The sequence below is a fragment of the Bradyrhizobium sp. 27S5 genome, from assembly GCF_037217225.1.
Taxonomy (GTDB): Bacteria; Pseudomonadota; Alphaproteobacteria; order Rhizobiales; family Xanthobacteraceae; genus Bradyrhizobium; species Bradyrhizobium septentrionale.
This window is the reverse complement of sequence record NZ_CP147714.1, coordinates 8,319,809-8,345,385: the sequence shown is the minus strand read 5'-3', so window position 1 is coordinate 8,345,385 and position 25,577 is coordinate 8,319,809. Positions and strand designations below refer to the sequence as shown.

Annotated in this window: 25 protein-coding genes and 1 pseudogene; 7 read left to right on the top strand and 19 right to left on the bottom strand. The window is 65.2% G+C overall.

Annotated features, from left to right (window positions below):
- The first annotated feature begins 182 nt into the window (after positions 1-182).
- Positions 183-986, top strand: coding sequence for an ABC transporter substrate-binding protein (locus WDM24_RS39280; protein WP_338829515.1), 804 nt, complete (start codon positions 183-185; stop codon positions 984-986).
- A gap of 169 nt (positions 987-1,155) precedes the next feature.
- On the opposite strand, the gene WDM24_RS39275 is transcribed toward WDM24_RS39280, so the two are convergent.
- From WDM24_RS39275 to soxX, 8 genes are all read right to left on the bottom strand, one after another.
- Complete coding sequence (locus WDM24_RS39275) at positions 1,156-2,196, bottom strand: MBL fold metallo-hydrolase (protein ID WP_338829514.1); 1,041 nt, start codon at positions 2,194-2,196, stop codon at positions 1,156-1,158.
- 278 nt (positions 2,197-2,474) lie between these two features.
- Positions 2,475-2,930 (bottom strand): hypothetical protein, encoded by a 456-nt coding sequence (locus WDM24_RS39270; protein WP_338692949.1) that lies wholly within the window; start codon positions 2,928-2,930, stop codon positions 2,475-2,477.
- A complete protein-coding gene (gene soxB, locus WDM24_RS39265) occupies positions 2,927-4,675 on the bottom strand; it encodes a thiosulfohydrolase SoxB (protein ID WP_338829513.1) in 1,749 nt (582 codons plus the stop codon). Before soxB ends, WDM24_RS39270 begins: the two co-directional genes overlap by 4 nt.
- 178 nt (positions 4,676-4,853) lie before the next feature.
- Entirely contained in the window at positions 4,854-5,156 is a 303-nt protein-coding gene (locus WDM24_RS39260) for a hypothetical protein (protein ID WP_338829512.1), read from the bottom strand.
- Positions 5,153-5,962, bottom strand: a complete 810-nt coding sequence (gene soxA, locus WDM24_RS39255; RefSeq protein ID WP_338832526.1) for a sulfur oxidation c-type cytochrome SoxA — start codon at positions 5,960-5,962, stop codon at positions 5,153-5,155. The genes WDM24_RS39260 and soxA overlap by 4 nt, the downstream gene beginning before the upstream one ends.
- A 110-nt stretch (positions 5,963-6,072) precedes the next feature.
- Complete coding sequence (gene soxZ / locus WDM24_RS39250) at positions 6,073-6,384, bottom strand: thiosulfate oxidation carrier complex protein SoxZ (RefSeq protein ID WP_029083589.1); 312 nt, start codon at positions 6,382-6,384, stop codon at positions 6,073-6,075.
- Between the two features lie 29 nt (positions 6,385-6,413).
- The gene (soxY, locus tag WDM24_RS39245; RefSeq protein WP_029083590.1) at positions 6,414-6,908 is read right to left on the bottom strand and encodes a thiosulfate oxidation carrier protein SoxY; all 495 of its coding nucleotides are present in this window, start codon (positions 6,906-6,908) and stop codon (positions 6,414-6,416) included.
- A gap of 32 nt (positions 6,909-6,940) precedes the next feature.
- Positions 6,941-7,231, bottom strand: a complete 291-nt coding sequence (gene soxX / locus WDM24_RS39240; RefSeq protein WP_051346599.1) for a sulfur oxidation c-type cytochrome SoxX — start codon at positions 7,229-7,231, stop codon at positions 6,941-6,943.
- Between the two features lie 416 nt (positions 7,232-7,647).
- Here soxX and WDM24_RS39235 point away from each other — a divergent pair, with 416 nt between their 5' ends.
- A complete protein-coding gene (locus WDM24_RS39235; protein WP_338692939.1) occupies positions 7,648-8,322 on the top strand; it encodes a DUF938 domain-containing protein in 675 nt (224 codons plus the stop codon).
- 6 nt (positions 8,323-8,328) lie between these two features.
- Here WDM24_RS39235 and WDM24_RS39230 read toward each other — a convergent pair.
- Positions 8,329-10,397, bottom strand: a pseudogene (locus tag WDM24_RS39230) (prolyl oligopeptidase family serine peptidase).
- 107 nt (positions 10,398-10,504) lie between these two features.
- Positions 10,505-11,377 (bottom strand): protein-L-isoaspartate O-methyltransferase family protein, encoded by an 873-nt coding sequence (locus WDM24_RS39225; protein WP_338829511.1) that lies wholly within the window; start codon positions 11,375-11,377, stop codon positions 10,505-10,507.
- A gap of 76 nt (positions 11,378-11,453) precedes the next feature.
- On the opposite strand from WDM24_RS39225, the gene WDM24_RS39220 reads away from it, so the two are divergent.
- From WDM24_RS39220 to WDM24_RS39210, 3 genes are all read left to right on the top strand, one after another.
- Complete coding sequence (locus tag WDM24_RS39220; protein WP_166213483.1) at positions 11,454-11,945, top strand: type II toxin-antitoxin system HicB family antitoxin; 492 nt, start codon at positions 11,454-11,456, stop codon at positions 11,943-11,945.
- Between the two features lie 294 nt (positions 11,946-12,239).
- The gene (locus WDM24_RS39215; RefSeq protein WP_338829510.1) at positions 12,240-13,484 is read left to right on the top strand and encodes an MFS transporter; all 1,245 of its coding nucleotides are present in this window, start codon (positions 12,240-12,242) and stop codon (positions 13,482-13,484) included.
- Between the two features lie 119 nt (positions 13,485-13,603).
- Entirely contained in the window at positions 13,604-14,818 is a 1,215-nt protein-coding gene (locus tag WDM24_RS39210; protein ID WP_338829509.1) for an MFS transporter, read from the top strand.
- Positions 14,819-15,099: 281 nt separating this feature from the next.
- On the opposite strand, the gene WDM24_RS39205 is transcribed toward WDM24_RS39210, so the two are convergent.
- Together WDM24_RS39205 and WDM24_RS39200 are read right to left on the bottom strand one after the other, a co-directional pair.
- Complete coding sequence (locus WDM24_RS39205) at positions 15,100-15,594, bottom strand: VOC family protein (RefSeq protein WP_338829508.1); 495 nt, start codon at positions 15,592-15,594, stop codon at positions 15,100-15,102.
- 134 nt (positions 15,595-15,728) lie between these two features.
- Positions 15,729-16,274 carry a carboxymuconolactone decarboxylase family protein gene (locus WDM24_RS39200; protein ID WP_338829507.1) on the bottom strand — a complete coding sequence of 182 codons (546 nt, stop codon included), beginning with the start codon at positions 16,272-16,274 and terminating at the stop codon, positions 15,729-15,731.
- Between the two features lie 167 nt (positions 16,275-16,441).
- Between WDM24_RS39200 and WDM24_RS39195 the strand changes: the two genes are divergently transcribed.
- Both WDM24_RS39195 and WDM24_RS39190 read left to right on the top strand, forming a co-directional pair.
- Entirely contained in the window at positions 16,442-17,626 is a 1,185-nt protein-coding gene (locus WDM24_RS39195) for an acyl-CoA dehydrogenase family protein (protein WP_338829506.1), read from the top strand.
- A gap of 188 nt (positions 17,627-17,814) precedes the next feature.
- Positions 17,815-18,954 (top strand): acyl-CoA dehydrogenase family protein, encoded by a 1,140-nt coding sequence (locus WDM24_RS39190; RefSeq protein WP_338829505.1) that lies wholly within the window; start codon positions 17,815-17,817, stop codon positions 18,952-18,954.
- A 351-nt stretch (positions 18,955-19,305) separates the two neighbouring features.
- On the opposite strand, the gene WDM24_RS39185 is transcribed toward WDM24_RS39190, so the two are convergent.
- The 7 genes from WDM24_RS39185 to WDM24_RS39155 form a co-directional block, all read right to left on the bottom strand.
- Positions 19,306-20,343 (bottom strand): amino acid ABC transporter substrate-binding protein, encoded by a 1,038-nt coding sequence (locus WDM24_RS39185; RefSeq protein WP_338829504.1) that lies wholly within the window; start codon positions 20,341-20,343, stop codon positions 19,306-19,308.
- A 48-nt stretch (positions 20,344-20,391) separates the two neighbouring features.
- On the bottom strand, positions 20,392-20,985 hold the full coding sequence (locus tag WDM24_RS39180) for a L,D-transpeptidase (RefSeq protein ID WP_029083603.1): 594 nt from the start codon (positions 20,983-20,985) through the stop codon (positions 20,392-20,394).
- Positions 20,986-21,154: 169 nt separating this feature from the next.
- A complete protein-coding gene (locus tag WDM24_RS39175) occupies positions 21,155-21,283 on the bottom strand; it encodes a DUF2474 domain-containing protein (RefSeq protein ID WP_156928837.1) in 129 nt (42 codons plus the stop codon).
- Positions 21,283-22,293, bottom strand: a complete 1,011-nt coding sequence (gene cydB, locus WDM24_RS39170; RefSeq protein ID WP_338692911.1) for a cytochrome d ubiquinol oxidase subunit II — start codon at positions 22,291-22,293, stop codon at positions 21,283-21,285. Before cydB ends, WDM24_RS39175 begins: the two co-directional genes overlap by 1 nt.
- Positions 22,290-23,696: a cytochrome ubiquinol oxidase subunit I gene (locus WDM24_RS39165; protein WP_338692909.1), complete on the bottom strand. Its 1,407-nt coding sequence runs from the start codon at positions 23,694-23,696 to the stop codon at positions 22,290-22,292. The genes cydB and WDM24_RS39165 overlap by 4 nt, the downstream gene beginning before the upstream one ends.
- 231 nt (positions 23,697-23,927) lie before the next feature.
- Entirely contained in the window at positions 23,928-24,506 is a 579-nt protein-coding gene (locus WDM24_RS39160) for a thioredoxin family protein (RefSeq protein ID WP_338829503.1), read from the bottom strand.
- An 18-nt stretch (positions 24,507-24,524) separates the two neighbouring features.
- A complete protein-coding gene (locus WDM24_RS39155) occupies positions 24,525-25,220 on the bottom strand; it encodes a cytochrome c biogenesis CcdA family protein (RefSeq protein WP_338829502.1) in 696 nt (231 codons plus the stop codon).
- Positions 25,221-25,577 lie beyond the last annotated feature (357 nt).

Genomic DNA, 25,577 nt, shown 5'->3' with positions numbered 1-25,577 from the left:
CGGCTGTGTCGCATCGAAAGATGCGATGCGGGCGGGGGCTTTCTCCACTCGAAGAGTGTTCATTGCGGCGCTACCCCCACCCCAACCCTCCCCCGCAAGCGGGAGAGGGGGCGCACCTTTTGCGTGTCAGCCATCTCGCTCGGCTCTGCTTTTTGCTGACGCTCTCCGTTCTTGCTGGGCTCATGTCCGCCAGTGCCGCGTCTGCCGCCGGACCGCGCATCGTCTCGATGAATGTCTGCAGTGACCAGCTGGTGCTGTCGCTGGCTGATCCGGACCAGATCCTCGGGCTCAGCCGTTTCTCCCGCGATGCCTGGCAATCCTGGGCCGCCGAGCGGGCGCGAAACTATCCGCGGCTGTCCGGCGAGGCCGAGGACGTGCTGCTGCTCAAGCCGGACCTCGTCGTCGTCAGCCTGTTCGACAAGCGGGCGACGCGCGATCTGCTGAAGGCGAAGGGGCTGCATCTCGTCGAGTTCACGGTGCCGCGCACGCTGGACGAGGTGAGGGACCAGATCCGCGCCATGGGCGAGGTGCTGCAGCATCCGGATCGCGCGGAGGCCGAGATCGCGCGCCTCGACGCGGCGATCGCGCGGGCGCGGGCGGTGGCTGACGGTCATCATTATCGGGTGCTGCCGCTGGAGCGGCGCGGCTTTGTGTCGGGTGAGAGCAGCCTGGTCAACTCGCTGCTGGCGGCAACGGGTCTTTCCAACGCCGCCGGCGAGCTCGGCTTCAACGCCGGCGGATTTGCCTCGCTGGAAGCAATCGTGAAACTGCGGCCGGATTTCATCCTGGTGGCGGAGGCCGGCGATCGCGCCGAGGATGACGGCCGCGCCTTCCTGCTGCATCCGGCGCTGGAGCGGTTCTATCCGGAGGGCAAGCGCATCGTGCTGCCGGAGCGGCTCACCGTCTGCGGCGGCGTGATGCTGGCCGATGCGCTGGATCGGTTGACGGCGGAGCTGCAGCGGGTAAGCGCCGAGCGCTCTAATTAACCCCGTCATCCTGAGGTGCGAGCTCTTGCGAGCCTCGAAGGATGCACGGCCCCGATATCGCCAAATGCGCGCGGACACAGTGTGGCCGTCGACCCTTCGAGGCTCGCTTCGCTCGCACCTCAGGGTGACGGTAGATAATTTCGCGCGCGTTAGCGAAGAGCCTAGGGAATTACCCCAGCACCACCGGCCCGCCGGCCTTCTTCCACGCATCCATGCCGCCCTCGATATGCGCGGTGTTCGCCAGTCCCGCCTTCTTCGCGGCGGCCACCGCCATCGCCGAGCGTTCGCCGAAGGCGCAGAAGAACACGACGCGGCGGCCGGTCGCGGCGGCAACTTCGCGCAGCATGCCGCCGGGCTGCAATGTGGCGCAAATCCCGGGATAGGGCGCGTGCAGCGCGCCGGCGAGCGTGCCGTGCTTGGCCCGTTCGCCGCTCTCGCGCAAATCCACCAGCAGGATATCGGGCCGGCCGAGGCTCGCGATGGCGTCGCGTGCGTTGAGGGAGAGGCCTTCCTTGGTGAGCTCGTCCTGGTGCAGGCCGACATGCATGTTGGCGGGCAGCACGACATCCATCAGCTTCGGGTTCGGCAGATTGAGGTTGTTCATCAGCTCGACATAGTCGTCGATCGATTTGACCTGCAGCCGCGGATTGTAGCGCTTCTCCTCGCCGATCGTGGAGACGGTGTCGCCCTTGTAGTCATGTGCGGGGAACACCATGGTCTCCTCGGGCAGCCTCAAGAGGCGATTGAAGATCGAATCGTACTGGGCCCGCGCGCTGCCGTTCTGGAAATCGGTGCGGCCGGTGCCGCGGATCAACAGCGTATCGCCGGTGAACACGCGGTCGCCCATCAGATAGCTATAGGAATCGTCGGTGTGGCCGGGCGTGTACATCGCCTCGAGGCAGAGGCCCTCGATCGTCACTTTGTCGCCGTCGGAAACGCGCATCGACACCACGTCGGCCTTGCTCTGCTCGCCCATGATGGTGATGCACTGGGTGCGGTCGCGCAGCTCGCCGAGGCCGGTGACGTGATCGGCATGCAGATGTGTATCGACGGCCTTGACCAGCCTGAGGTCGAGTTCCTGCAGCAGCTTGCAGTAGCGGTCGGCCTTCTCCAGCACCGGATCGAGGATCAGCGCCTCGCCGCCGGCGCGGCTCGCGAGCAGATAGCTGTAGGTGCCGGACACGCTGTCGAAGAGCTGGCGAAAGATCATGACGGCTTACCTATTCTCCGGGCCGAGTCACAGGGAGGATATTATTCCATAGATGGGGTCGATTCAAAGCAAATCCATCCCCGTTCCAGCCTGTCCCGTCACCCTGAGGAGCCGCGTAGGCGGCGTCTCGAAGGGTGGACGGCCCGGGTCTCTCACGAAAGGAACGGTGGAGCGCGGAGGCATCGGGGCCGTGCATCCTTCGAGGCACGCTTGCGCGTGCACCTCAGGATGACGGGCCATATTTCGTGACTTACTCCAGCCCTGCTCCTGCGGCTCCGTCAGGGCCGCACCAGCGTATATCCGTTCTCGGTCAAGAGCAGGATTTGCGCGACGCCGACCTGCACCGGAGTGGCGGCTGCGATGTAGTCGGGCCGCTTGCCGGTGTCGCGCTCGATCGTGTCGACGGTGTTGAGGCAGATATCGACCCGCGCACCCTGCGCGACCAGGCTTTCGACCAGCTTGCGGTTCGGATTGTCGGGCTTGAGCAGCTCGATGCCCGGGCCGAAGGCGACGATCTCGACCGCGACCTTGTCGGGGTCGTAGTGCTTCATCAGATTGTTGGCGACGCTGATGACGAGGCCCTGCTTCCTCGGATCATTGTCGGAGAGCTGTAGCACGATCTTGTGCTCGGCGAACGGCTTGTCCTGCAGCGGCGCCAGCTGGGCGCGGGCGAGCGGCGTTGCAAGCGCGAGCGCCGCCAGGCCGAGCGCTGCGATGATCGGGCGCCGCGTCATCCGAGCTTCGTCATGCCCGGGTTGTCGTCGACGCCCTTCAGCGTCACGCCGGGCTCGTCGCGGTTCGGCGGCCGGCCGGAGCGCAGGTGCTTGGCCACGACTTCCCAGATCGGCGCGCCGCTCTGCTGGTTGACCGAGGCCCAACCCGCGACCTTGTAGTGCTTGCCGGCTTCGAGATGCTTGCCGTTGCCGAGCTTCAGCTCGGAAATGCGCTTGCCGACGGATTCGCCCGGCGTGCAGGCATAGGCGAGGCCGCCGACGCGGACCATGTCGCCGCCTTGCTGATAATAGGGATCGACGTTGAACAGATTGTCGCAGACGTCTTCCAGCACGTCCTTGATCTGGCTGCCGGTCATGGTGGCGACGTAGGTCTCGGGATAGGTGATCGCGGTTTCCGACAGCACGTCTTCCATGGTCAGCGGCTGGCCGGCGAGCGCGGTGAGGCCCCAGCGGAAACCCGGCGACAGCGCGATCTCGGCGTTGAGCTCGCTCAAGAGCGCGTCGCAGATCAACTGGTCGACGGTGCCGGAGAAATTGCCGCGGCGGTAGAGCAGCCGGTCGGCCGTGCCGAGCTTGTCGCTCCAGTCGTCGACATGCGGGTCGCGCATCTTGTCGATCAGCGTCTGCATCGCCGGATCGGGCTTCAGCAGTTCGGCAAACACCGGCAGCAGGCGGTAGCGGACATTGGCGACCTTGCCCTTGGCGAGGTCGAGATCGAGCACGCCGATGAACTTGCCGTTGGAGCCGGCATTGGTGACCAGCGTCACGCCGCCGGCATTGGTCACCGTGATCGGGATCGGGATCGCGTCATGGGTGTGGCCGCCGAGGATGACGTCGATGCCGGTGACGCGGCTGGCGAGCTTGAGATCGACATCCATGCCGTTATGCGACAGCAGGATCACCGCCTCGACCTTGTCGTTGTTGCGATGGCCATCGACCAGCTTTTGCAGCTCCTCGTCGCGGATGCCGAACTTCCAGTCCGGCGTGAAGCGCTTGGGATGCGCGATCGGCACATAGGGGAAGGCCTGGCCGATGATCGCGACGCGGTGCCCGCCGATCTCCCTGATGACAGACGGCTTGAACACACGCCCCGAGGCCGGATCGAACGCCTTGGCGTCGTTGAACGCGGCTTCCTCAGTCAGGAACACGTTCTGCGCCAGGAACTCACCCTTGAAGCGGGCGAGATTGTCGCGCAGCACCTCTTCGCCATAGGTGAATTCCCAATGCCCGGTCATCGCCTCGATGCCGAGCAAATTGGCGGCCTCCACCATGTCGGCGCCGTTCATGGCGTTGGCGAGCCCTGAGCCCTGCCAGAGGTCGCCGCCATCGAGCAGGATCGAGCGCTTTTCGCCGACATCGGCGCGCAGCTTGTCGACCAGCGTCTTCAGATGGGCAAAGCCGCCGAGCTTGCCGAAGCGGCCGGCGGCCTTCTCGAACTCGACGCAGGTGAAGGCATAGGCGTCGGCGCTGTCGGGCCGGATGCCGAAGCGGTCGAGGAACGCCTTGCCGACCAGATGCGGCGGCTGGCCGGCCATCGCGCCGACGCCGAGATTGACGCTGGGCTCGCGGAAGAACACCGGCTTCAGCTGCGCATGGGTGTCAGTCATGTGCAGGATACGGGCGTTGCCGAAGCGCTCGAGGTCGTAGACGCTGGCGGTATCGGCGCCGCGCGCAAGCCGGGGCAGGCCGGCCACGAGCGTCGCGGCGGCCGAAGCTCTCAGGAATTCGCGGCGGATGATCATCACTCTCTCAGCACTTGGCTCGAAGTCACGCGGGCGGTGGTCGGGCTCTCTCCCCTTGTGGGGGAGAGTTGGAGAGTGGGGTAAGCCACGAACACCGCCCGTGCGGCTCACCCCTCTCCCTAACCCTCCCCCGCAAGGGGGGAGGGAACCCTTTCGCCAGTGCCTTCCTAACTCCTATGCGTCAGCGAATTTCCATGTCTTTCCAGCGTTCCTTCTCGCTGGTGGCCTGGAAGATCGATGCCTTTGCCAGTGCCTCGGCCTCCTTGGCCTGGGCGACGGCGGTGTCGAAATCACCAGCCTCACCGGCCTTTTTTGCGGCGGATAGCGTCGCGGCGGTGGTGGTCCACTGGTTGCGCAGGCTGCCTGCTTCCTTGTTGGCGGCTTCGGCCGCGGCATAGGCCGCCTTATAGTCGGCCTCGGAGGCGGCGAGGGGCCCCGTCGCTGTTGCGAGCAGCAGGGCTGATGCTGCGAAGATGGTTCTCATGGCCGCGCTCCCGGCCCCGAAATCGGCAGGCCGTTGCTGACGTAGGACAGATAATATTCGAGGTTGCGATACTCGTCGTCCTGCGGATTGAGCGGCACGCCGCGGATCTGGCTGTTGCAGGTGGTGAAGCGGCGGCTGGTGGTGCCCATCCCTGACCATTCCGAGCGGTAGATCGGCATCGCGTTCAGGATGCCGAGCGCCGGCGCCAGCACCTCGGCGCGGATCCGCTCGCCCGGGCTCTGGATGTGGCAGGTGGCGCAGGAGAAATTGAGCTGGCCGCGGCGGGTGTAGAAATACTCCTTGCCCTTCTGATAGGCCTCCAGCGCGCGTGGATCGTTCGGGATCTTGATATCCATCGGCTTGCCGCGCGAGGTGAAGGCCATGTAGGCGGTGAGCGCCGCCATGTCGTCCTTCACATAGGAGAACGGCGCCTCGCCATTGGCCTCGCGGCAGCGGTTGAGCGCGAGCTCGAGCGTGACGACCTTGCCTTCCTTCTCGTCGAAATAGGGATAGTTCTGGCGGATGCCGATGCCCTGGTTCGGGAAGCAGTCGGCGTAGGTCTTGCCGTTCTTGAACGGCGTCGAGAACATCTCCTTGCCGGCTTCGAGCGAGAACTCGTAGGGCGGAAACTGCTCCTTCTCCTCCCACTGCTTGTGCAGGTCCTCGTTCATCGAATAGGGACCGTTGACGAAATCCTCGGGCTTCAGCTTGGGAAATTTGCTGGTGAAGAATTTCTGGAACGCGGCCTTGTCGGCGGCGGGATCGACGGTGTCGGCCGCGCGCACGGCCGGCGCGAGCGTCAGCATGCCGAGCGCAAGCGTTGCGACCAGATTTTTGTTTTGACGCGTTTTCTTCACGCGAACCGGCGTCCACTTCGCTCGAAAACGCTCTAGAGCGCGGATTGCGAGGCGCCGCGTCATTGGATCTTCGCCGTGGCGGTGTCGGTCGCGCCCTTGTTGTCGACCCAGCTGACCTTCAGATCGTCGCCCTTCTTGCCGCCCTTGAAGGCGAACTTGACATAGGGGTCCTTGGAGACGCCGCCGCCCCAGTCGGCGACGAACACCGGCTTGCCGTCATACTCGAAGGTCAGCACCTGGATGAAGTGCGGCGGAATGATCTCGCCCTTGGCGTCCTTGACGAAGCCGGAATCCATCGGATGCTGGATCAGCGCCTGCACCTCGGTGGTGTCGCCGTTTGACGTGGCGCGCACGCGAATGCTCGATGCCATCGGTTTGCTTCCTTATCGTTTGCGCGTGATCAGCCGCCGCAGCCGCCGACGGTGACCTTGATTTCCTTTTGGGCGCTGTAGAGCTTGCCGCCGGCCTCGACGATCACGGTGACGTTGCTGGTCTTGGCCATCTTGATGCGGTTGGCAACCGTCGGCAGCGTGCCGGCCGGAATCTTGTACGAGGCGACCAGCGAGATCGGGTTCTCGCTGACCAGAAACGAGATCGAGGTGACGTCTGATAGCGTCGTGGTGGCGGAGATCGGCACCACCGCGCCGTTCTCGGCGATCTCCGGCGCGTCCATCTTGACCTTGTCCGAGGGCTCGGCAGTCTTGCCGTAGAGCGCCTTGATCGCGTCGGCCTCGCTCTTCTGCTTGAACGCGTCTTCCGGATATTTGTCGTTGGCGGCGGCGAGCGCCTGCGGCACGTCGAACGGAATGACCCCAAGGCCGATCAATGCGGCGACGCCGGCGCCCTTCAGCAGCAGGCGGCGCGTCTTGAAGAATTCGCTGGTCGTGATGTTCATCGAAAAAATCTCCTCGAGCGGCGGTCGCGGCGTCACAACGTCTGCAGGAAGTCCACCACCGCGTTGATTTCCTTCTCGCTCAAAATCCGGTTTCGGCCGAACGGCGGCATCACGGTTTGCGGGTTGCGCTTGGTCTCATCGGTTACGATCGCGACCAGCTCATCGCGGCTGTATTTCGCCTTGAGGCCCGTCAGCTCGGGGCCGATTGTGCCCGGCAGGTCGCCGCCCTTGATGACATGGCAGGTCAGGCAATTGCCCTTCCCGCGGTCGAAGGCGAGTTTCTGGCCCTCGGCGGCAGATTGTGCCTGCGCGGGCACCGCCATGGCGGTGCCTGCCAGCAGCGCCAGGACGAAGGCTGGCTTGGAGAAAGTGGCGATCAAGGACGTTTCCCGGGCTTCAATCTCGATGATCCCATCGCAATATAAAGAGTGGAAAGCACAAAGGCCATCGGCTGGCAATGTGGAGAATGGTTGCGTTGCGATGGGGTTAATGCACTTGCGGACAGTCAGCGCAGACGAGATTAGACCCGTCACCCTGAGGTGCGAGCGGAGCGAGCCTCGAAGGGTCGACGGCCCGACTGTGGCCGTGCATCCTTCGAGGCTCGCAAGAGCTCGCACCTCCAGCGACAAAGGCGAAGCCTTTGCGCGGGGATGACGGTTTGGCAGTATGCTATGCGGGTTCCGCTCTTGCCGATGGCAGTTGCACGGTTCAGAAGCGGCTGGCGTGAGGGAGAGAAGTGGTGGCGGAGTTCGTGGTGGAGTTCGGCAAGGATGGCCAGCCGGTCGAGGCGGACGGGCGGCTCGACGCGGCAGCGTTCCACCGCAACCATCAACCGATCTGGGCGGTCCTGAAACGCTTCCTCGCCGGCCAATCCGGCGACGTGCTGGAGGCCGGCAGCGGCACCGGCCAGCATGTCGTCTATTTCGCGGGTCAGACGCCTGACATCATTTGGTGGCCGAGCGACCTCCATCCGGCGCACCTGCGCAGCATCGCCGCCTGGCGCGCGCATGCCGGGCTTGCCAATATCGAGCCGCCGCAACCGATCGATGTGTCCGATCCGGCCTGGTCGCCGGCGCCGTCCGCCGGCGAAGGTCCGGACAAGCTGCTCGCGATCTTCTGCGCCAACGTGATCCACATCGCGCCGTGGCGCGTCGCCGAGGGCCTGTTCGCCGGCGCCGCGCGGCATCTGCGCGCCGACGGCCGGCTGTTCCTCTACGGCCCGTTCAAGCGCGACGGCAAGCACACCGCGCTCAGCAACGCCGTGTTCGACACCTCGTTGCGTGAACGCGACGCCGAATGGGGCGTGCGCGATATCGCCGAGGTCGAGAGGCTTGCGGAGAGCGTCGGGCTGAAGCTCGGCGGCGCCTTCGAGATGCCGGCCAACAACATGATCCTGATGTTCGTGCGCAAGTAGCCGCGCTCAGGCGCCGTTGTCGATCCAGCCGATCTTGTCCTTCAGGAAGGTGTAGCCGAGCGCGATGAAGGCGGCGCGTTCCTGGTTGTCCTTGCCGTAGCCATGGCCGCCGGCGGCGGGCTCGTAGAGATAGGCCTCGTATCCCATCGCCTGCAGCTTGGCCGTCATCTTTCGCGCGTGTCCGGGATGAACACGGTCGTCGCGCCTTGTGGTGGCGATCAGGATCGGCGGATAGTGCTGTCCTGACTTCGCCGCATGATAGGCCGAGTAGGTCTGCAACCAGTCCCACTCCTCCGGCTTGTCGGGATCGCCATATTCCGCCATCCAGCTCGCCCCGGCGAGAAGCTTGGTGTAGCGGCGCATGTCGATCAGCGGAATCGTGCAGAACAGGGCGCCGAACCGTTCAGGATAGCGCGTCAGCATGTTGGTGATCAGGATGCCGCCGTTCGATCCACCTTCCGCGGCAATCCGGCTGGCGCGTGTCACGCCGCGTCTGACCAGATCGGCAGCGACCGCGGCGAAGTCGTCATGCGCCAGCCGCTTGCCGGCATTGCGGCCGGCATCGTGCCAGCGTGTGCCGAACTCTCCGCCGCCGCGGATGTTCGCCTGCACCGTGGAGCCGCCGCGCTCCAGCCACAGCTTGCCGAGCGCCGAACTGTAATAGGGTTTTACGGCGAGACCGAAGCCGCCATACGCGCTCATATAGACCGGAGCGTCGCCGCTCTCGTCGCAGGCCCGGTCTGCACGTAGGGGATGCGCTCGCCGTCGACCGAGATGGCCTCGTGCTGGGTGGTCACGAGCCCGTCGGCGGAGAACGTCTTCGGCGCCTGCTTCAACAGTGCCGGGCTCGCGACGCCGTCGACCAGCATCAGGGAGGGCGGCGTCAGCGGGTCCTGCACATTGGCCAGCATGTCGCCGTTGCTCTCGGACTCGTGCACATCGAGGCGCCAGACATCGACCACCCCGATCTCGGGAAGCCCTGGCAGATTCCGGCGGGTCCAGTCATTGGCCGAGGGTGTGCAGAGTTCGAAAACCGGTCGCAACTCATCCAGGGTCGACAGCACCAGTACGCCGTCGGTCCAGAAAAATCCCTGCAGCGCGCGCCGCGCGCCCGGTTCGAACACGACAGTGAAATGGCGATCGCCTGCGAGAAAGGCCGACAGCGATATGCCGAGCACGGAATCGGCCGCATAGGTCTTCTCCGCCACGGTCCATGCCGAGCGCAGCTTGACCGCCAGCCAGTCCTGCTGCGCTTCGAGCCAGATGTCGGTCGGCAGATCGAGCTTGGTTTTCGCGCCGGTCTCGTCGCCGAGCCAGACCTTGAGATTGAAGAAGTCGATGCGATCGGTGAACCAGATGCGCGGACTGGGCCCAGTTCGGTCGCCGCCGCAGTATGCCGCCATATGGTCGGCGGGTACCTCGAAAATCACCGGAGCCTGTTCGACGGCCTCGCCACGGCGCCAGCGCCTGACGGTGCGGGCATAGCCGGAGGTCGTGGCCATGCCTTCGCCAACCACGCTCGCCAGCAGCAGCGTATCGGCATCGGCCCATTCGGCGCCACTCTTTGCTTCCGGCAGCACAAATCCGTCAACGACGAAGCTCTTCGCTTCCAGGTCGTATTCACGCAGCGTGGTGGCATCGCTGCCGCCGCGCGACAGACTTACGATCGCGCGCGAACCCGCTTCGGGAGGCGCATGGGTCCAGCTCAGCAGCCAGTCCTTGTTTTCCTCGCTGGCAAGCTTGTCGATATCGAGTAGAATTTCCCATTCGGGCTTCGGCTTGCGAAACTCCTCAAGCGTCGTCCGCCGCCACAGGCCGCGCGGATTGTTCGCGTCCTTCCAGAGATTGTAGAGCAGCCCGCCGCGGCGCGTGACGTAGGGGATATTGTCCGGCCGGTCGTAGATCGCGGCCAACAGGTCGCGGTCAGCCGCAAATCGCGCGCCGCCGAATTTTTCCAGCGTCAGCCGGTTCTGCCGTTCGACGAAATCGAGTGCGCGGTCTCCCTCGATATCTTCCAGCCACAGATAGGGATCATCGTCAGGAGCGGCGAGAGTGGGCCTTTCGTCTGGGGACACAGCTGACTCCATCGACGATGATAGGGGAGGCTTGACGATCATACTTGATCTACGCGGACGCCCGCTTGCTGTCCATTGCGCGTCGTGTGGCGAACATCGGGTATGGATCAACTATAGGCGAGGCACCAGCCATCCCCGCGCAGCCAGCAGCGTTCGTCGGGAATGTCGGCGTCGCGATGGAGCCGCGTCACCTTCTGCCAGCCGCCGCGGGCGAAGGCTTCGGCCAACGCCTTTTCGGACGGTTCGTCACGGCCGCCGTCGCAAGGAATGATCGCGACCGGTGAGATCCAGGAAGCTTGATAGTCTGCTCCCTCGCGCCGGACGCGGAACACCGCACCGGATCGCGCCACCTGCTCCGGCGCGCCGCCCTTGAATCCCTGATCCGACGTCAGCGGCACGATCAGGCGACCGCCGTCGGCGAGGCCGTCGAGCCATCGCGCGGCAGGCCGGGTGCAGCCGGCGTTGACGTAGATCACGTCGGCCGAATCGAACGCGACAAGCGTGCCGTCGCCCTCGATGATCTCGACATTCCGGCAGGAAGCAAGATTGGCGCGGGCGCGTGCGGCAAGCTCCGGATCGTATTCGATGCCGCTGACGCGGCCGGTCGGTCCGACCAGATGCGCGAGGAGCGCGGTGTAATAGCCCGTGCCCGTTCCGACATGCACCACGTGCTCGCCGGCGGCGGGCGCCGCCTGGTGCATGAGATGGGCATGCAGCGACGGCTGGCCGTTGTTGAGGCGGCGCTCGGGCAACAGCGCGACCAGATCGTTGGTGTAGAGATAGACCGGATCGGCATCGGGCGTCGGCGCATAGTCGCGGGTCCACCATCGCAGCATCATCCACGGTCCCGGGCCGACGAAGTCCTCGCGTGGAACGGCGGCGAAGGCCGCGGCCACGCGTGTGTCGCTGACGTTGGCGGCAGCCATGATCTGCTTGGCATAGGCGGCGCGGATGATGCGGAGTTCGGCCTGCCGGTCCATTCCTGCGCTCTCATGCGTTGTGTTATTTGACACATCAAGGTGTGTGAAATAGCATACGCTGATAGCGGAGGCCAGAATGAAGAGACGGCTTTATCCGGCCGTGCTGGAGCGCGGTCCGCGCGGCGCGTTCGGGGCATGGTTTCCGGACTTTCCGGGCTGCGTTGCCGCGGGGCGATCGCAGGAAGACGCGATCGAGCGCGCCGAGCATACGCTGGCGCAGACCGTCGACGGCTGGGTCGAGCAGGGCAAGCCATTGCCGGAGCCGACCCCGATCGAGCGCATCGTGGCGCCGAAGGGCTCGGACGTCGCCGCCTTCTTCATGGTCGGCGTCGACCCGCCCGACCCGTCCGAGCGCGTGAACGTCTATCTGCCGAAGAGCCTCATCGCACGGATCGACAAGCATGCCGCCGGACTCGGCATGAGCCGTTCGAGCTTTTTCGGTTTCGCCGCGACGCTTGCGCTTGAATGGCACGTTCACAAGCCGTACCTCGTGGGGCCGCGCTCCAAGGTCCACAAGACCGGCGCGCTGCGCGCCGAGAAACGGCCGGGCAAGAAGCCGGCGCGGTAGGCGTCGCTCGTCAAGCTCTCTCACCGTCACCCTGAGGAGGCCGCGCAGCGTCCGTCTCGAAGGGTCGACGGCCCGGCTGGTGGCCGTGCATCCTTCGAGGCTCGCTCCGCTCGCACCTCAGGATGACGGGACTGATAGAAGTGTCATCCCTGCAATAGCACACGAGGGCGGTGCGCTCTCTCGTGCGCCTCCCGCATGGCGTACGTCCGTTTGCGCCGGTTGATCGGCCTGCACCCGCTCTCCATAGTGCCGGCGATTGGAGGCTCCCGCCGGGGCTTCAGTGCGGGACGACCGATGATCGACGTGACAGCTGCTGACGAGACGAGCGACGATGCGCGGGCGCGCGGCAATGTGTGGCGGCTCGCGGCGGCGCAGGCGCTGACCGGCGCCAATTCGGCCGTGATCTTCGCCACCGGCTCGATCGTCGGCGCGACGCTGGCGCCGAACGTTTCGCTCGCGACGGTGCCGCTCTCGATGTATGTGCTCGGGCTTGCCGCCGGCACGCTGCCGACCGGCGCGATCTCGCGCGCCTATGGCAGGCGCGTCGCCTTCATCGTCGGCACCTTCTGCGGCACGCTCACCGGCGCGCTCGGCGCCTGGGCGATCCTGCATTCGTCGTTCTGGCTGTTCTGCGGCGCGACCTTCCTCGGCGGGCTCTATGGCGCCGTCGCGCAATCCTATCGCTTTGCCGCGGCCGATGGCGCGAGCGCCGCGTTCCGGCCCAAGGCGGTGTCCTGGGTGATGGCCGGCGGCGTGTTCGCCGGCGTGCTCGGGCCGCAGCTCGTGCAATGGACCATGGACATCTGGCCGCCTTATCTGTTCGCGTTCTCCTTCGTGATGCAGGCGCTGGTCGCGCTGGTGGCGATGGCGGTGCTGTCGGGCGTCGACGCGCCGAAGCCGGCGGCGGCGGATCTGCATGGCGGCCGTCCGCTGCTCGAGATCGCAAGGCAGCCGCGCTTCATCGCCGCGGCGCTGTGCGGCGTGATCGCCTATCCGATGATGAACCTGGTGATGACCTCGGCGCCGCTCGCCATGAAGATGTGCGGGCTGTCGGTCAGCGATTCCAATTTCGGCATCCAGTGGCACATCGTGGCGATGTATGGCCCGAGCTTCTTCACGGGCTCGCTGATCGCGCGGTTCGGCGCACCTCGCATCGTCGCGCTCGGGCTGGCGCTGGAGGCGGTGGCCGCGATGATCGGCCTGTCGGGTATCACGGCGCCGCATTTCTGGGCGACGCTGTTCGTGCTCGGCGTGGGCTGGAATTTTGCTTTCGTTGGCGCCTCCGCGCTGGTGCTGGAAACGCACCGGCCGCAGGAGCGCAACAAAGTGCAGGCGTTCAACGATTTCCTGGTGTTCGGCATGATGGCGATCGGCTCGTTCTCGTCGGGCCAGCTGCTCGCCCACTACGGCTGGAACGCCGTCAATTGGGTGGTGTTCCCGCCGGTGCTGCTCGGGCTTGCCGTGCTGGCGCTCGCCTCATTCGCCAAGCGGCGCGCGAAAGTGCGCACGGTGGAAGAAATCCCGGAGCCAAGCCTCTAATTTTCTGCTGCCAATTGCTGACACTTCGATCGGTTTCGAAATGACCGGCTTTGCACGGCTGCTCACATCGTGGGAACGGACTACTCCGGCCATGACGATGTGAGAAGCAAGAGCAAGAAATGGACGCATCATCGCCCACGCAATCAGACGAATCCTCGCTTGGTTACGAGGGCTGGCGCATCGTCGTGGTCTGCTTCCTGCTTGCGAGCTTCGGCTGGGGATTGGGCTTCTACGGCCAGAGCGTCTATGTCGCCGAGCTGCAGCGGCTGCACGGCTGGCCGGCGTCGCTGATCTCGTCGGGCACGACGTTCTTCTATCTGTTCGGCGCTGCGCTGGTTGCCTTCGTCAGCGAGGCGATCAAGTCGTTCGGTGCGCGCAGCTGCCTGATCGCAGGCACCTTCGCGATGGCGGTCGCGGCGGTCGCGATCGGCGCGGTGCGCGAGCCCTGGCAACTCTATCTCGCCGATGCATTGCTGGCGTTCGGCTGGGCGGGCACCAGCCTCGGCATCATCACCAACACGCTCGGCCTGTGGTTCGACAAGAAGCGCGGCATGGCGATCAGCCTGGCGCTGAACGGCGCGAGCTTCGGCGGCATCGTCGGCGTCCCGCTATTGGTGGCGGGGATCGGCGCGTTCGGCTTCTCCGGCGCGATGAGCGCGGCCGCGGTGCTGCTGATCGTGGTGATGGTGCCGGTGATCCTGATCTTCGTCGGGCGCCCGCCGGCGCATCTTCACGCGGTGACTTCAGCCGCAGCCGATGCCCCGTCGGCGACGCAGCTGCGCGCGCGGGCGCTGCGCGACATCCGCTTCCTCTCGGTCTCGATCGCCTTCGCGCTGGTGCTGTTCGCCCAGGTCGGCTTCATCGTCCATCTGATCGCCTATCTCGACCAGGTGATCGGCCGCGAACGCGCCACGGTGGCGATGGCGCTGCTGACAGCGATGGCCGTGGTCGGCCGCGTCTCCTTCTCCTTCGTGATCGACCGGCTCAACCAGCGGCTGGCATCGGCGCTGTCCTTTGTCAGCCAGGCCATCGCGCTCGTCATCATCATCAACGTGCACAATGATTTCGCGCAGATCGCCGCCTGCGCTCTGTTCGGCTTCTCGGTCGGCAATCTGATCACGCTGCCGGCGCTGATCGTGCAGCGCGAGTTCGACCCGCGCGCGTTCGGCGTGCTGGTCAGCCTGATCACCGCGATCAACCAGATCACCTACGCGTTCGGTCCCGGCGTGATCGGACTGCTGCACGATCTCTCCGGCAGCTACACGCTGCCGTTCTACGGCTGCATCGGTCTCGAACTGATCGCAGCGGTGACGATCATGATGAAGGGGAAGTAGCCCGGATGAGCGAAGAGTAATCGGGACCGCTCGATCGATTGGCGAGAAAGCCGCAGATTGCGCTGCACTCCATCCGATCTGCCTTTCCACCTCCCCTTGAAAAGGGGAGGTCGCTTTGCTCGCAGAGCAAAGCGGGTCGGGATCTGCTCTCTCCACTTGCAGCAGAGCCCGCGGCTGCCCCCCATCCCGACCTTCCCCCTTTCAGGGGGAAGGGGAATAAAGACCTGTAGCCGGATGCGGCGAAGCGCGATCCGGGCTACGAAATTATCCGGGCCGCGGAATTACACCGCGCGCTGCTTCAACAGATCGTCGAGGTCGAGCCGTCGCGTGAACATCGCGAGCTTGCCGTCGGCACTGCGCGGCCATTCGGCCTCGGGCCGGTCCCAATAGAGCTCGACGCCGTTCTCGTCGGGGTCGCGCAAATAGAGCGCCTGGCTGACGCCATGGTCGCTGGCGCCGTCGAGCTGGATGCCGGCTGACAGCACCCGATGCAGCGCGTCGGCGAGCGCCGGGCGGGTCGGATAGAGGATGGCGGTGTGGAACAGGCCAGTGGTGCCGGGTGGCGGCGGATCGCCGCCCTTGCTCTCCCAGGTGTTGAGGCCGATGTGGTGGTGATAGCCGCCGGCCGAGATGAAGGCCGCGTCCGCGCCCAAGCGCTGCTGCAGCTCGAAGCCGAGCACGCCGCAATAGAAGCCGAGCGCGCGGTCGAGATCGGCGACCTTGAGATGGACATGCCCGATCCGCGTGCCCGCGACGATGGGAGGATTTTGCGGCATGGCCTGGCTCCGTTGGCGTCAATGCCTTGCCGTCAGGGGCAAGGCCTCAGCGCATGATATAGGCCGGATTTGCCGGGACCCGAGCGACTGATCCGGAAACGCAGCGTTTCCGCAAGCGCCATCCTTGGTGGAGTCTATGCGAGCTCGGACAGTTCGCCGCCGGGCAGCTCGAACTCGAACGTGTTCAGCGTCATCGACACCATCGTGTAATAGCCGCAGAGGCCGATCACCTCGACGAGGCCGCGCTGGCTCAGCACCTCGACTGCCTCGTCGTAGAGCGGCTTCGGCAGGCCGTGGCCCTCGTGCAGCGCCTTGGCGACGTCGTAGATCATCCTGGCCTTGGGGTCGTCGAAGGTCGGCGTCCGGCGCACGCGAATGTCCTCGATGATCTTCGGGTCGAGGCCGCCCTTCAGCGCGAGGCGCTTGTGGGCATACCATTCGTAATGCGCGGTCCAGTGCCGCGCGGTGACGAGGATCGCGATCTCCGACAGCTTTGCCGGGAAGATCGTGTCGAAGCGCAGCACCTCGCCGAGCCGCGTGGCATGCCGCGCCATCTCCGGGCTGTTCAGCCAGGCCATCATCGGCGCCGGTGGCGCGCCGCGCTTGCCGGCGATCGACTCGTCGTAGGTTTCTTTCTGGGCGGCGGTCATTTCGCTAGGCGAAAGCAGCTTCAGCCGCATGTCCGTTTCCTCTTGTTTTTCAATCGTTACCTGTCTCGCCGATACACCCGATCACGCGAGGTGACCACCGACGCCAGAGCATGGCGCGGCCGCGAGGCATATTGAATTCGGCGGCCGCGCAGGTCTAAGGTCGATCCCAATTCGTCGAATTTGACTGGAAACGCACCATGGCTGACCTCGAGAAATTCCGCGCCGAGACCCGCGCCTGGCTGGAGCAAAACTGCCCGGCGGAGATGCGCAAACCGATGACCTCGGATGGCGACACCTTCTGGGGTGGCCGCAACACGAAATTCTCGTCCGACGCGCAGCGCGTCTGGTTCGAGCGGATGCGCGACAAGGGCTGGACCGTGCCGCATTGGCCGAAGGAATATGGCGGCGGCGGCCTCGATGGCGAGGAGGCCAAGATCGTGCGCCAGGAGATGGCCGCAATCGGTGCGCGGGCGCCGCTGACCTCGTTCGGCATCTCGATGCTCGGGCCGGCGCTTTTGAAATACGGCACCGAGGAGCAGAAGAAGGAGCATTTGCCGAAGATCACCGCGGGCCTGATCCGCTGGTGCCAGGGCTATTCCGAGCCGAACGCCGGCTCCGACCTCGCCTCGCTGCAGACCCGCGCAGTCGGCGACGGCGACGACTACATCATCAACGGCCAGAAGATCTGGACCTCCTACGCCAACTATGCCGACTGGATCTTCTGCCTGGTGCGCACCGATCCGGCGGCGAAGAAGCACGACGGCATCAGCTTCATCCTGTTCGATATGGCATCAACGGGCGTGTCGACCAAGCCGATCCTGCTGATCTCGGGCTATTCGCCGTTCTGCGAAACCTTCTTCGACAATGTCCGCGTGCCGAAGTCGCATGTCGTGGGCACCGTCAATCGCGGCTGGGACGTCGCGAAGTACCTGCTGCAGCACGAGCGCGCGATGATCTCGGGCATGGGCGAGCGCGGCGTCGGCCGTCCGCTCGGCCAGATCGCAGCCGACTCGGTCGGCGCCGATGCGCAGGGCAAGCTCGACGACGCGCAGCTGCGCAGCCAGATCGCGAGCTTCGAGGTCGATGAAGCCGCGCTCGCCGCGGCCGCGGAACGCGCGGTCGATCTCGCCAAGGCGGGGCAATCGCATCCGGCGTTCTCCTCGGCGATGAAATATTACGGCACCGAGCTCAACAAGCGGCGCTACGAGATCCTGATGTCGGCGGGCGGCATCGACGCGCTGGAATGGGAGAGCGATCGCTCCAAAGGCGGCGCCCGCCCGCGCGCCTGGCTCCGCACCAAGGCCAATTCGATCGAGGGTGGCACCTCGGAGGTGATGCTCGGCATCGTCGCCAAGCGCATCCTCGATCTGCCGGGGGCGTGATCTTCACCTCCCCCTGAAAGGGGGAGGTCGGCGCGCTCGGGAGCGCTCTTGCGCTCCCTGAGCGCGACGGGCGGGGGTCAAGCCGCAAGCACGGAGCAAGCGGCAGACCCCCACCCCGACCCTCCCCCTTGCAGGGGGAGGGGGTTCAACAGTTGGAAAATTCATCGTCGTCATTTCGGAATCCATCCATGGCCCTCGTCCTCACCGAAGAACAATCCATGCTGCGCGACAGTGCGCGCGGCCTCATCAGCGACAAGGCGCCGGTGGCGCATCTGCGCTCCTTGCGCGACAGCAAGGATGCCACCGGCTTCTCGCGCGAGCTCTGGACAACGTTTGCCGAGATGGGCTTCTCCGGCCTTTTGGTGCCCGACCAGTTCGGCGGCAGCGGGCTCGGCTGCGTCGAGGCCGGCATCGTGATGGAGGAGATCGGCCGCACCTTGATGCCGTCGCCGTTCCTCGCGACCTCGGTGCTTGCCACCTCGGCGCTGTCGCGCGGCGGCAGCGAGGCGCAGAAGGCGCAGCATCTGCCGAAAATCACCGACGGCTCGCTGCTCGTGGCGCTCGCGATCGACGAGGGTGCAAAGCATCGCCCGCTGCAGACCAGATTGCAGGCGACGCGCTCCGGCAACGGCTTCAGGCTATCCGGCGACAAGGCCTTTGTGGTCGACGGCCACACCGCCGATCTTCTGATCGTGGCCGCGCGCAGCGCGGGTAGCGCCGGCGAGAAGAACGGCCTGACGCTGTTCCTGGTCGATCCGAAGGCGAAGGGGCTCGCAATCGAGCGCACCGCGATGGTCGACTCGCATAACGCGGCGCGTATCGTGTTCGACAAGGTCGAGGTCAATGCCGACAGCGTGCTCGGCGAGGTCGATCAGGGTTTCGGGCTGCTCGAGGGCGTGCTCAATATCGGCCGCGGCGCTGTGGCGTCCGAAATGGTCGGCCTCTCCGACGAGGTGTTCGGCCGCACCGTGACCTACCTGAAGGAGCGCAAGCAGTTCGGCAAGGCGATCGGCGAGTTCCAGGCGCTGCAGCATCGCGCTGCCGAGCTCTATATCGATATCGAGATCACCCGCGCCGCCGTGCTGAAGGCGCTGCAGGCGCTCGATGCCGATCTCGACAAGGCGGGCAATGCGGTTGCGGTTGCAAAAGCGCGCGCGGGGACGACCGCTACGCTCGCCGTCCAGGAAGGCGTGCAGATGCATGGCGGCATGGGCATGACCGACCAGTTCGACATCGGCTTCTTCATGAAGCGCGCCCGCGTCTGCCAGGAGCTGTTCGGCGACAGCAATTTCCACGCCGACCAGCTGGCGCAGGGCAAGGGGTACTGAGGCACGGGAGCCGTCGCTACACGCACACTGTCATCGCCCGGCTCGACCGGGCGATCCAGTATTCCAGAGACGTTTGTGTTTGAGCCGACAGGCCGCGGCGTACTGGATCACCCGCCTTCGCGGGTGATGACAGTGAGAGTGCGGTGACAGCGGTGGCCAAGCCGCGCTGTCGATCAGCGGCGGCGACATCTCCGCGCAACACACTGTCATCGCCCGACTCGACCGGGCGATCCAGTATTCCAGAGACGTTTGTGTTTGAGCCGACAGGCCGCGGCGTACTGGATCACCCGCATTCGCGGGTGATGACAATTGAGAGTGCGGCGACAGCGGTGGTCTAAGCCGCGCGGTCGTTCACCGGATCGGCGGCGCGTACTGGACGCCGCCGGCGTTCCAGAGCTGGTTCATGCCGCGCGGGATCTTCAGCTTGGAGTCGGCGCCGACGTTGCGGTCGTAGACCTCGCCGTAATTGCCGACATGCTTGATGATGCGCACGGCCCAGTCCTTGGTCAGGCCGAGATCCTCGCCATAGGCGCCCTCGGTGCCGACCAGCCGCATCACCTCCGGCTTCTTCGACTTCAGCGCCTCGTCGATATTCTTCGAGGTGATGCCGAGCTCCTCGGCGTTGATCATGGCGTAGAGCGTCCACTTCACGATCATCATCCAGTCGTCGTCGCGCAGCCGGACCACCGGCGCCAGCGGCTCCTTGGAGATGATGTCGGCCAGGATCGTGTGGTCGCTCGGCTTGGATAGGTTGAGCCGCAGCGCATAGAGCTGCGAGGCGTCCGACGTCAGCGTATCGCATTGGCCGGAATCATAGGCCTTCACGACATCGTCCAGTTTGTCGAACTTCATCTCCGTGTACTTCATGTTGTTGGCACGGAAATAGTCGGCGAGGTTGAGCTGCGTCGTGGTGTTGGACTGCACGCAGACCTTGCTGCCGTTCAGGTCGAGCGCGGAATCGATGTTGCGCGCGCGGGGCAGCATGAAGCCCTGGCCGTCATAATAGGCGACCGCCGGGAAATACAGGTCGTAATTGGTCTCGCGCGACATGCTCCAGGTGGAGTTGCGCGAGAGGATGTCGACCTTGCGGTTCTGCAGCTCCTTGAAGCGCTCGCTGGCGTCGAGCGGAACGAATTTCGCCTTCGACGGGTCGTCGAAGATCGCCGACGCGACCGCGCGGCAGAAATCGACGTCGAAGCCGGTCCAGTTGCCCTTGTCGTCGGGGATCGAGAAGCCCGGCAGGCCCTTGTTGACGCCGCACAGCACGTCGCCGCGGCGCACGGTGCGCTTCAGCGTGCGGGTGTCGTAACGCTCATAGGTGATGGCGGCTGCCGCAACCAGCACGGCGACCGCGAGCCCGATCGTCAGGCCGCCTCGAAATGTACGCATGGGTTCTCTCTCGCGAGTGATCGGGGGAAACGGGGCGGATATCGGACGCTACAGTTCGGGCTTCTGGCGGATGATCACCTTGGTGCCGACGGGAACGCGGCTATAGAGATCGGCCACGTCGTTGTTGACCAGGCGGAAGCAGCCGGAGGAAACGGCGGTGCCGATGGTGTCGGGCCGGTTGGTGCCGTGGATGCGATAGACCGTGGTGCCCAAATACATCGCGCGCGCGCCGAGCGGGTTGCCGGGGCCGCCCGCCATGAAGCGCGGCAGATAGGGCTGGCGCGCGATCATCTCCGGCGGCGGCACCCAGTCCGGCCACTCGGCCTTGCGGGTGATGCTCACCAGGCCCTGCCACGTGAAGCCCTCGCGGCCGACGCCGATGCCGTAGCGGAGCGCGCGGCCATTGCCCTGCACGAGGTAGAGATGGCGCTCGGCGGTGGCGACAATGATGGTGCCCGGCGCCTCGTTGGTCCGGTAATACACCACCTGCTTCTGCCATTCCGGATCGAGCTCGTAGCCGTCGTCGGCGACCAGGCCGGGCTCGTCGGCATCGGGGCGGCTCTGGGCGAAGCCTTGCGACGTCGACAGCACGAGTGCGCCCGTGGCGATCAACATCCAGACCAGGTGACGAAGTTTCGTCATGCAAAGCTCTCCTTGTTGGCGCGCAGCCAATGGTTGCTCGACCCCAAATCGCGGCAGCATCAAATCTGAGCGGCAGCTTGATGGCAAGTTTAGGGCGGGCGTCACACTATATCACTGTAATGCTTCTGTTTTTTGTCATTGCGCGCCGGGATGTGCCGCGCCATCCGCCTCATTTCGGCGCAATCCAGAGTCGCAACGCGAACGAGATCACTGTGACCGTGCCGACGCCGCCGAGCCAGAGCGCTGCGAACCACAACAGGCGCTGGCCGAGCGGCCGTTGATTCGGGGCCTGCGGCATCAGTGGTATCCGTGGCCGGGCCGCACCTTGCCGCGGAACACCCAATAGGCCCAGGCGGTGTAGCCGAGGATCAGCGGCACCAGGATCGAGACCCCGAACAGCATGAAGATCTGGCTGTTGGCCGGCGCCGCCGCCTGCCAGATCGTGATGCTCTGCGGCACGATGTACGGGTACATGCTGATGCCAAGCCCGGCATAGGACAGTGCGAACAACGCCAGTGTCAGGAAGAACGGCTGGTGGTCGTTCTTGTTGCTGAGCGCGCGCAGCAGCAGCGCGGTGGCCGCGGCGACCGCGATCGGCACCGGCGCGGTGAGGATGATGTTGGGCCAGGCGAACCAGCGCTGGGTGTACTGCACGGCCAGGAACGGCGTTGCGATGCTGACCGCGCCGATCGCGCAAAGCATCGCGATCAGCAGGATCCAGCTCAGGTGATAGGCGCGGTCGCGCAACTCGCCCTCGGTCTTCATCACCAGCCAGGTCGCCCCCAGCAGCGCGTAGCCGATCACCAGTGCGATGCCGGTCAGGACGCTGAACGGCGTCAGCCAGTCCCACCAGCCGCCGGCATATTGGCGTCCCTCCACATGGATGCCCTGCAGGATGGCGCCGAGCGCGATCCCCTGCGCCAGGGTCGCGACCAGCGAGCCGCCGGCGAAGGCGAGGTCCCATTTGTTGCGCGCTTTCTGGGTCCGCCAGCGGAATTCGAAGGCGACGCCGCGGAACACGAGGCCGAGCAGCATCGCGATCATCGGCGTGTAGAGCGCCGGCATCAGCACCGCATAGGCCAGCGGAAACGCCGCCATCATGCCGCCGCCGCCCAGCACCAGCCAGGTCTCGTTGCCGTCCCACACCGGCGCCACCGTGTTCATGATGACGTCGCGGTCGGCCTTTTGCGGAAACACCGGAAACAGGATGCCGAGGCCGAGATCGAAGCCGTCCATCACGACATAGACGAACACGGCAAACGCGATGATGAAGGCCCAGATCGTGGTGAGGTCGATGGGAATGCTCATCGCGCACCCTCCACGACAGCGCCCGCGGCCGGCGTGATGCCGGCGGCACGGGCGGGAAGATCTTTTGTCGGGCCCTGTTCGCCGGGATGCGGCGGCTGCGCCATCAGCCGCAGGATGTAGATCACACCCGCGGTGAACACGGCGAAATAGACGATGATGAAGGCAATCAGGGACGAGCCGACCGCGGGCGCCGCCAGCGGCGATACCGAGTCGGTGGTGCGCAACAGCCCGTAGACGGTGAAGGGTTGCCGCCCGGTCTCCGTGGTGATCCAGCCGGCGAGCACCGCGATGAAGCCGGCCGGGCCCATCAGCACCGCGAAGCGGTGCAGCAGCGGCGACTGGTACATCATGCCGCGCCAGCGCATCAGCAGGCTGAGCAGGCCGAGCCCCAGGATCAGGAAGCCGAGCCCGACCATGATGCGGAACGACCAGAAGGTGATCGGCACCGGCGGCCAGTTTTCACGCGGCACGGTGTCGAGGCCGGCGAGCGGGGCGTCGAGCGAATGCTTCAGGATCAGCGACGAGAGCTTCGGCACCTCAATCGCGTATTTCACCTTCGCTTCGGCCTGGTCGGGCCAGCCGAACAGGATCAGCGGCGCACCATCCTTGTGGCTCTGGTAGTGGCCTTCCATCGCCATCACCTTGGCCGGCTGATGCTCCAACGTGTTGAGGCCGTGCTGGTCGCCGGCGAGGATCTGGATCGGCGCCACCAGTGTCGCCATCCACATCGCCATCGAGAACATGACGCGCGGGCCGGCGAGATGCTGGTCGCGCAGCAGGTGCCAGGCGCCGACTGCGCCGACCACGAGCGAGGTGGTGAGATAGGCCGCCAGCACCATGTGCACAAGGCGATAGGGGAACGAGGGATTGAAGATCACCTTGAGCCAGTCGGCTGCGACGAACTGGCCATCGGCATTGACGGCATGGCCGGTCGGCGTCTGCATCCAGGAATTGGCCGACAGAATCCAGAACGCCGAGATCAGCGTGCCGATCGCGACCATCAGGGTCGCCAGGAAGTGCAGCCTTGGGCCGACGCGCGACAGCCCGAACAGCATCACGCCGAGGAAGCCCGCCTCGAGGAAGAACGCGGTCAGCACCTCATAGGCCATCATCGGGCCGATCACCGGCCCGGTCTTGTCGGCAAAGGACGACCAGTTGGTGCCGAACTGGTAGGACATCACGATGCCCGAGACCACGCCCATGCCGAACGCGACCGCGAAGATCTTCAGCCAGTAATTGAACAGGTTGATGTAGACTTCGCGCTTGGTGGCGAGCCACAGCGCTTCCAGCACCGCGAGATAGCTCGCAAGCCCGATCGAGAATGCGGGAAACACGATGTGAAACGACATCGTGAAAGCGAATTGCGCGCGGGCGAGTACGACCGCATCCCAGCCTTCGAACATGATCCACCATTTGTCGCCGACCTGGCGTGGACCTTACCACGCCGGATGTGACGACGACACAGGGCGGATTGTCCAAAGCGCGATGAGACCGGACGGCAACGTCATCGCGCTTTGGCTTGCTGTTTGATGCGCTAGAGCCTCGGTCCTGATTGAATCAGAACCGAAGCTCTAGATTCTTGTTTTGACGCGTTTTCTTCACGCGAACCGGTGTTCACTTCGCTCTAAAACGCTCTAGCTGTTGGCGTTGAGCAGCCGGGCGACGGTGCGGTCGATCTCGTCGTACCGCCCCTCGCCGGCGTGCTGGAAGACGATCTTGCCGTTCTGGTCGATGATGTATTGCGCCGGCCAATACTGGTTGCCGTAGGCGTTCCAGGTCTGCGAATTGTTGTCCTGCGCCACCGGATAGAGGATGCCGTGCCGCTTCAGTGCCGCCTGCACGTTGGACGCCGAATGCTCGAACGGGAATTCCGGGGTGTGGACCCCGATCACCACGAGGCCGCGGTCCCGGTACTTTGAATAAAGTTCGGTGACGTGCGGCAACGTGTTGACGCAGTTGACGCAGCCATAGGTCCAGAAGTCCACCAGCACCACCTTGCCGCGCAGGTCAGCGAGTTTCAGCGGCTTCGAATTGAACCAGTTGCTGATGCCGGCGAATTCGGGCGCGGTCTGGCTCTGTTCGGCGGTCATCGCCGCGGCCACCGGCACCGCTTTCGCAGGCGTGTCGAACTCCGAGCAGAGGCCGGGGATGACGGCGCCGCCCAGGCCAAGGGCGCTAACGAGGGCCGAGACAGCAAGCAAGCGCACGGGCATCGATATCTCCTGTGGGGTTCAGAGGCCGATCTGGCCGTTGGGATAGAACTGGGTCAGCCACGCCACGATCAGCGTGTCGTATTGCAGGTAGGACAGCGCAGCGAAGCCGATGATCACGACGCCGAAGCCCTGCTGCAGACGCGGCGCGATCCGCGCCATGCTGCGCACGCGGGTGGTGACGGCTTGGCCGCCATAGGCAATCGCGAGCATCGGGATCGCGGCGCCGATCGCGTAGGTGACCAGCTGCAGGCTCGCCCACGCCGTATCCTTCGAGGTCGCGACGATGGTCAGGATCGAGCCGAGCACCGGTCCGGCGCAGGGCGTCCACACCAGGCCGAGCGTGCTGCCGAGCACGAAGCCGCCGAGCAGGCCCTGCGACGGCGCAGCCTGACCGGCGCCGTAAGCAGCACCGCTGAGCCGGATCGACAGCCATTCGAACGGCGCCGGCCAGATCATCAAGAGGCCAAAGCCGGCGAGCAGGACGGCTGCGCCGGTGCGCAGCACATTCGGATCGAAATCGAACGCACGCGTGATCGCGCTCAGCAGCAATGCCACCGCAGAGAATGACATCACGAAGCCGAGCGCGATCACCGCAGGCCGCGCCTTGCGGGTCTGGCCTATCGATACCCCAAGCAAGATTGGCAGCATCGGCAGGGTGCAGGGGGCGGCGACGGTGGCGACACCGGCAAGCAGGGCTAGGGCAAGGCTGAGCATCGTCGTCCGTCCATCAGAACTCCCGGCGCGCCACAGGGCCATGCCGGGTACGCCTGATGGTCTTCGCGAGGACGGTCTGCCCGTTACGGCTGAGCCGTCGCGGATGACGTCACGTACGTGTGAGACGAGGCGCGTTCGGCATCACGACGCCGCGCCAAAAACAGAGCGACCCGGCTGGGGGGCATCCCGGCCGGGTCGTTGGAGGCTACTTGGGAGGTTGGAACTAGAGAAGCGTCGAAACTCGTTGAGCTGGTAGTGGTTGGGGTCGCGTCGTTGGATATGGGTATAGAGATCGGGTTTTTCCGGGTGATGTCGTCGATTGTTTCAATTGTTTCGTCGCCTCACTTTTTCGGCTTC

What these genes read in the sequence shown, in the direction of transcription:
- WDM24_RS39280 (WP_338829515.1), top strand. Translation starts at nt 183, where the DNA reads ATGTCCGCCAGTGCCGCGTCTGCCGCCGGACCGCGCATCGTCTCGATG.
- WDM24_RS39275 (WP_338829514.1), bottom strand. Translation starts at nt 2,196, where the DNA reads ATGATCTTTCGCCAGCTCTTCGACAGCGTGTCCGGCACCTACAGCTAT.
- WDM24_RS39270 (WP_338692949.1), bottom strand. Translation starts at nt 2,930, where the DNA reads ATGACGCGGCGCCCGATCATCGCAGCGCTCGGCCTGGCGGCGCTCGCG.
- WDM24_RS39260 (WP_338829512.1), bottom strand. Translation starts at nt 5,156, where the DNA reads ATGAGAACCATCTTCGCAGCATCAGCCCTGCTGCTCGCAACAGCGACG.
- soxA (WP_338832526.1), bottom strand. Translation starts at nt 5,962, where the DNA reads ATGCTGACGCTCGCGCCGGCCGTGCGCGCGGCCGACACCGTCGATCCC.
- soxZ (WP_029083589.1), bottom strand. Translation starts at nt 6,384, where the DNA reads ATGGCATCGAGCATTCGCGTGCGCGCCACGTCAAACGGCGACACCACC.
- soxY (WP_029083590.1), bottom strand. Translation starts at nt 6,908, where the DNA reads ATGAACATCACGACCAGCGAATTCTTCAAGACGCGCCGCCTGCTGCTG.
- soxX (WP_051346599.1), bottom strand. Translation starts at nt 7,231, where the DNA reads ATGGCGGTGCCCGCGCAGGCACAATCTGCCGCCGAGGGCCAGAAACTC.
- WDM24_RS39225 (WP_338829511.1), bottom strand. Translation starts at nt 11,377, where the DNA reads ATGGACCGGCAGGCCGAACTCCGCATCATCCGCGCCGCCTATGCCAAG.
- WDM24_RS39220 (WP_166213483.1), top strand. Translation starts at nt 11,454, where the DNA reads ATGAAGAGACGGCTTTATCCGGCCGTGCTGGAGCGCGGTCCGCGCGGC.
- WDM24_RS39215 (WP_338829510.1), top strand. Translation starts at nt 12,240, where the DNA reads ATGATCGACGTGACAGCTGCTGACGAGACGAGCGACGATGCGCGGGCG.
- WDM24_RS39210 (WP_338829509.1), top strand. Translation starts at nt 13,604, where the DNA reads ATGGACGCATCATCGCCCACGCAATCAGACGAATCCTCGCTTGGTTAC.
- WDM24_RS39205 (WP_338829508.1), bottom strand. Translation starts at nt 15,594, where the DNA reads ATGCCGCAAAATCCTCCCATCGTCGCGGGCACGCGGATCGGGCATGTC.
- WDM24_RS39200 (WP_338829507.1), bottom strand. Translation starts at nt 16,274, where the DNA reads ATGCGGCTGAAGCTGCTTTCGCCTAGCGAAATGACCGCCGCCCAGAAA.
- WDM24_RS39195 (WP_338829506.1), top strand. Translation starts at nt 16,442, where the DNA reads ATGGCTGACCTCGAGAAATTCCGCGCCGAGACCCGCGCCTGGCTGGAG.
- WDM24_RS39190 (WP_338829505.1), top strand. Translation starts at nt 17,815, where the DNA reads ATGGCCCTCGTCCTCACCGAAGAACAATCCATGCTGCGCGACAGTGCG.
- WDM24_RS39185 (WP_338829504.1), bottom strand. Translation starts at nt 20,343, where the DNA reads ATGCGTACATTTCGAGGCGGCCTGACGATCGGGCTCGCGGTCGCCGTG.
- WDM24_RS39180 (WP_029083603.1), bottom strand. Translation starts at nt 20,985, where the DNA reads ATGACGAAACTTCGTCACCTGGTCTGGATGTTGATCGCCACGGGCGCA.
- WDM24_RS39175 (WP_156928837.1), bottom strand. Translation starts at nt 21,283, where the DNA reads ATGCCGCAGGCCCCGAATCAACGGCCGCTCGGCCAGCGCCTGTTGTGG.
- cydB (WP_338692911.1), bottom strand. Translation starts at nt 22,293, where the DNA reads ATGAGCATTCCCATCGACCTCACCACGATCTGGGCCTTCATCATCGCG.
- WDM24_RS39165 (WP_338692909.1), bottom strand. Translation starts at nt 23,696, where the DNA reads ATGTTCGAAGGCTGGGATGCGGTCGTACTCGCCCGCGCGCAATTCGCT.
- WDM24_RS39160 (WP_338829503.1), bottom strand. Translation starts at nt 24,506, where the DNA reads ATGCCCGTGCGCTTGCTTGCTGTCTCGGCCCTCGTTAGCGCCCTTGGC.
- WDM24_RS39155 (WP_338829502.1), bottom strand. Translation starts at nt 25,220, where the DNA reads ATGCTCAGCCTTGCCCTAGCCCTGCTTGCCGGTGTCGCCACCGTCGCC.